Consider the following 4,836-nt stretch of genomic DNA (forward strand, 5'->3'; position numbering starts at 1 on the left):
GTCTTGGCCTCGATCTGCTTGGCCTTGGCCGAAGATGCCGTAATCGCGATCTTGCGCGGCTTCAGCTCCTCGGGGATGTTGCGCTTGAGGTCGACGAACAGCAGGCCGTTCTTCAGCGAAGCACCGACAACTTCGACGTGGTCGGCAAGCTGGAAGCGGCGTTCGAAGGCTCTCGAGGCAATGCCGCGATAGAGCAGTTCAGAGCCTTCGCCGGTGCCCTCGTCCTTGCGCTCACCCTTCACGGTCAGCACGTTGCGATGGGCTTCGATCGAGATTTCCTCGTCAGAGAAGCCGGCAACCGCCATCGAGATCCGGTAGGAATCCTCACCGGTGCGCTCGATGTTGTAGGGCGGGTAGGTCTGCGCGCCATCCGGCTGCGCAAGCGAATCGAGCATCGTGAACAGACGATCGAAGCCGACGGTCGAGCGATAAAGCGGGGAAAAATCAACGTGACGCATGAGGTGTTCTCCTGTTGAGCAACATGGTTTGCGTATGGCCGGTGCGAAACCCTTGAGCGGCGTTTCGGGTGGGCCAGCGGCCCCTACATTGGCGACCGCACGAGACATTTGGGGAGCGCTGGAAAGCATTTCAAGATTTCACCTGGCGGCAAAAGCCACGGCGGCCGGACCCTTGATGAACGGCAGATGAACCGGCACTTCGGCGCGCGTTCAGGCAGCCGGCGCTAAAGTCCATTCCAGGATCAAGGACTGGCGGCGCCGATTGCACAACAGGCACCGCAACGAGGCCGACCGGGTGTAACGTCCCTTCCTCCCGGATCGACAGAGGCCGGAAGCACGCTTTCAAGCGGCTTCCGGCCTTCCCTGTTGCAGCCCAGTCAGTCACCGGGAATTCCTTGGCTTTTGGCGCATGGGCGTCTATCACCATAGCGGAGCCGGCCAGCGCAGGCGGGCATGCGAGACGCCGAGCACGAAGCGCCGAATGACGGATCTTTTCACCGAAAACTCCCTTTTTCACGAAATCGAGGGCAATCCGCGGCCGGAAAACGCCGCCGGCGGCTTCTTCACCACGCGTGACCGCAAGAATATCCGCTACGGCCTGTTCGGCGCGGTCGCTCGCCCGATGAAGGGCACCGTGGTCCTGCTCACCGGCCGCAACGAGTGCATCGAGAAATATTTCGAAACCATCCGCAACCTTGCCGATCGTGGCTTTGGCGTCGCCACGCTCGACTGGCGCGGCCAGGGCGATTCAGACCGGCTGATCCGCGATCGCCAGCGCGGCTACGTCAGCAGCTTCCGCGACTACACCGCCGACCTCGAACAGTTCTTCGAGGAGATCGTGCTGCCCGATTGCCGCGGACCCTACTACATCCTGGCCCATTCGGCAGGCGCATTGATCACCCTGCTGGCCGCGCCGTCGATGGTGAACCGCGTCCGGCGCATGGTGCTGATCGCGCCTTTCCTGACGCTGCCCGACCTTCCGGTCTCGATCTCGACGGTTCGCCGCGTCTGTTCCCTGTTCTGCGCTCTCGGCCTCGGCCGGCTCTATGCCGCCTGGGGTCCGCGGCCGAGGGCAACGGCCCCTTTCGAGACCAACAAGCTGACATCGGACCCGGAACGCTATCGGCGCAACACACGGATCTATGAAGAATCCCCGCAACTGGCGCTTGGCGGGCCGACGATCCGTTGGCTGCGGGCAGCCGCGAAAGCTTCGGAAGCCGTCAACGACCCCGACTTCATGGCCCGGATCCAGGTCCCGCTGCTGATCATCGCCGCCGGCGCCGACCAGGTCGTCTCGACCAGGGCTGTCGAAGCCTACGCCAGGCGTCTGCGGCTCGGTTCATTGCTGATGATCGACGGCTCCCGCCACGAAATCCTGCAGGAAGCCGACATCTACCGCGAGCAATTGCTCGCCGCCTTCGACGCCTTCATTCCCGGCAGCGACGACCCCACGGCCTGACGGCCGCCGGTCGCTGGTCAGCCGCGCAAGGCAGCCATGGCAGCTGCGTGGAGTTCCGGCGTTGCAGCCGCCAGGACATCGCCGCCCTTTTCCGCAGGCCCGCCATCGAATGTGGTGACCACACCGCCTGCCTTCTCGATGATCGGGATCAGCGCCACGATGTCGTATGGCTTCAAACCGGGATCGGCGACGATATCGACGCTTCCCGAAGCGATCATGGCGAAGGCATAGCAATCGGCGCCATAGCGGGCGAGTTGGATCTGTCTTTCGAATGCATCGTAACGGTTGCGCGCTTCGCCTTTGAATAGCGCCGGCGTGGTGGTGAACAGCGTCGCCTGGTCCAACTTCGTCGTCTTGCGGGTCGTCAGTTTTCGCGGCCCGCCCGGCCCCTCATAGTGCGAACCTGAGGCGTTGGCGTAGAACAGCTCGCCGGTGAAGGGTTGCGCCATCATGCCGGCAACGGCGTCACCGTCGACCGTCAGCCCGACCAGCGTGCCCCACACCGGCAGGCCGGAAATAAAGGCGCGCGTGCCGTCGATCGGGTCGATCACCCAGACATGCCGGCTCGAAATGTTCTCGCTGCCATGCTCCTCGCCAAGAATGCCATGGTCGGGATACTCGGCAGAGATCAACGCCCGGATAGCGCGCTCGGCCTCGCGATCGGCCTCGGTGACCGGATCGAAACTGCCCTGTTCCTTGTTGGCGACCGCGCCTTGGGCACGAAAGCGCGGCAAGGTCTCCGCCGCCGCCACCTGCGCGATGCGGCGCATGAAATCGACACTGATGTCCAACTGATTCTCCCGCACTGCAGCATGTCCGAGCCGTGCTCTGCCGCCAATTTCGTACCAAAACAAGTGTGTTCGACTACTTCTCCGCGACGGCATCTGTTGCCCGGATGTCACATAAGCGTCGTCGAAACGCAATTTCCACATCAGAGTGAATTAAAAAAGCCTGAAGGTCGCTTGACATTTGTGCAACGCACAATACCCTTGACCTCGGACAGGGTTTCCTGTCCATGCCCTCCTTGGGCGTTTCCTCCCTAGACTTCGACCGTATCGTGCAAACGATGCGGTCTTTTTTTACGCCGCGATTTCACTCCGCGGCCAGCGGCAGGTCGATGAAATGATGGTCGGGCATCGACATCAGGTCGGCTGAGAACCGCGTCAGATCGTCGGCCAGCGCATCGAAGCCGGCGGCCTTCTCGAATGTCCGTTCGTTCATGTAGAGCCCGCGATTGACCTCGATCTGCAGCGCATGCAGATGGCGCGCCGGGCGGCCGTAATGCTCGGTGATGAAGCCGCCGGCATAGGGTTTGTTGTGGGCAACCGAATAGCCCATGGCGCTGAGCAGGCCGATCGCGGTCTCGGTCAGGGCGGCGGTTGCCGAGATGCCGAAACGGTCGCCGATGATGAAGTCGGGCCGCAGCCCGCTGTCGCCGACACGGATGCTCGCCGGCATCGAATGACAGTCGATCAGCACGGCAAAACCGAACCGCGCATGGGTCCGGGTCAAAAGCCGCTTCAGCGTCTCGTGATAGGGCTTGTAGACGGTTTCGATCCGGGCAACGGCTTCCGACAGCGGCAGGCGGCCGGAATAGATGTCGAGCCCCTCGCCGACCAGCTTCGGCACCGTGCCAAGCCCACCCGCCACCCGCGCCGAGCGGATGTTGCAGAAGGACGGCACTGGCTCGGCGAACATGCGAGGATCGAGCTCCCACGGCTCGCGATTGACGTCGAGATAGGCCCTCGGAAAATTCGCCGCCAGCAGCGGCGCGCCGAGCGCCACGGCACCGCCGAACAGCTCATCGACGTAACAGTCTTCCGACCGGCGGATGGCGTTGCGGTCCAGCCTTGCCATGGCCAGGAACCGTTCGGGATAGTAGCGGCCGCTATGCGGCGAATTGAAGAGGAAGGGGACGCGCTGCTCGGCGCCCGACCGGATTTCGAAGGGTGGAAAGACCGAAAAATCCTCGGCTGCCGTCTTCAATTTGAACGAACCCGAAAACACCAGTGCATCATGATGTGAAAGTGCCACCTTGCAGGCCGCGTGTCCAGCATTTCAGCGGCGGCACACCCCCGGCAAATATGGATCATCGCCGTCCGCGTTCACTTGATGTTTACCCTCACCTCCTCATATACAGGATGGTTAACGGGCTTGCCCAACGGCAATCTCGGGCGGGTGATTCGGACAGGATATCATGGCACGCATTCTTCTGGCGGAAGACGACGACGATATGCGTCGGTTCCTCGTCAAGGCGCTGGAGCGCGCCGGTTACCAGGTCAGCGATTTCGACAATGGCGCCAGCGCCTATGAGCGGCTGCGCGAAGAGCCGTTCTCGCTGCTGCTGACCGACATCGTCATGCCGGAGATGGACGGCATCGAGCTGGCGCGCCGCGCCACCGAGATCGATCCCGATCTGAAAGTCATGTTCATCACCGGTTTCGCCGCCGTTGCGTTGAACCCGGATTCCAAGGCGCCGAAAGACGCCAAGGTGCTGTCGAAGCCATTCCATCTGCGCGACCTCGTCAACGAGGTGGAGAAGATGCTGCAGGCGGCCTGAGCCGTTTTCTAGGCGAGGCGCCGCACCTCTTCGCCACTGCGGCGAGACGACGCCTTCTTTCCTTTTTCCTGCTATTGACGCGCTGGATCAAAAATGGTGTATGCGCGGCTTCGGATGGGCGTGTAGCTCAGCGGGAGAGCACTGCATTGACATTGCAGGGGTCACAGGTTCAATCCCTGTCACGCCCACCATCCAACCAGACAAATCAGACTTGGATCGACATGCTGGCCGGCTCGCCAGACAAAGCGCGTGGGCATGACGCGCGGGATGAGCAGCGTCGAGGTGCTGGCGGAAGAACGCCTCACTTGGGATAAGCAGGGCACAGCGTGGCACAGGGCCGTCCAGGGCGCGCGTTACAC

Annotated in this window: 5 protein-coding genes and 1 tRNA gene; 3 read left to right on the forward strand and 3 right to left on the reverse strand. The window is 62.4% G+C overall.

The window, feature by feature from the left end:
• Positions 1-458 (reverse strand): Hsp20 family protein (locus tag ENZ74_RS22090; protein ID WP_127312988.1); only part of this gene is annotated, 458 nt, incomplete at its 3' end.
• A gap of 481 nt (positions 459-939) precedes the next feature.
• Here ENZ74_RS22090 and ENZ74_RS22095 point away from each other — a divergent pair.
• Positions 940-1,917, forward strand: coding sequence for an alpha/beta hydrolase (locus tag ENZ74_RS22095; RefSeq protein WP_127312989.1), 978 nt, complete (start codon positions 940-942; stop codon positions 1,915-1,917).
• A gap of 17 nt (positions 1,918-1,934) precedes the next feature.
• On the opposite strand, the gene hisN is transcribed toward ENZ74_RS22095, so the two are convergent.
• Positions 1,935-2,708 carry a histidinol-phosphatase gene (gene hisN, locus ENZ74_RS22100; RefSeq protein WP_024502739.1) on the reverse strand — a complete coding sequence of 258 codons (774 nt, stop codon included), beginning with the start codon at positions 2,706-2,708 and terminating at the stop codon, positions 1,935-1,937.
• A 301-nt stretch (positions 2,709-3,009) separates the two neighbouring features.
• On the reverse strand, positions 3,010-3,951 hold the full coding sequence (locus tag ENZ74_RS22105; RefSeq protein WP_013529713.1) for an N-formylglutamate amidohydrolase: 942 nt from the start codon (positions 3,949-3,951) through the stop codon (positions 3,010-3,012).
• A gap of 163 nt (positions 3,952-4,114) precedes the next feature.
• Here ENZ74_RS22105 and ENZ74_RS22110 point away from each other — a divergent pair, with 163 nt between their 5' ends.
• On the forward strand, positions 4,115-4,477 hold the full coding sequence (locus ENZ74_RS22110; protein WP_006199474.1) for a response regulator: 363 nt from the start codon (positions 4,115-4,117) through the stop codon (positions 4,475-4,477).
• A 116-nt stretch (positions 4,478-4,593) separates the two neighbouring features.
• Positions 4,594-4,668 (forward strand) — tRNA-Val (locus ENZ74_RS22115).
• The last annotated feature ends 168 nt before the right edge of the window (positions 4,669-4,836 follow it).

Source organism: Mesorhizobium sp. M7A.F.Ca.CA.002.15.2.1 (assembly GCF_003998715.1).
In the GTDB taxonomy this organism is placed as follows: domain Bacteria; phylum Pseudomonadota; class Alphaproteobacteria; order Rhizobiales; family Rhizobiaceae; genus Mesorhizobium; species Mesorhizobium ciceri.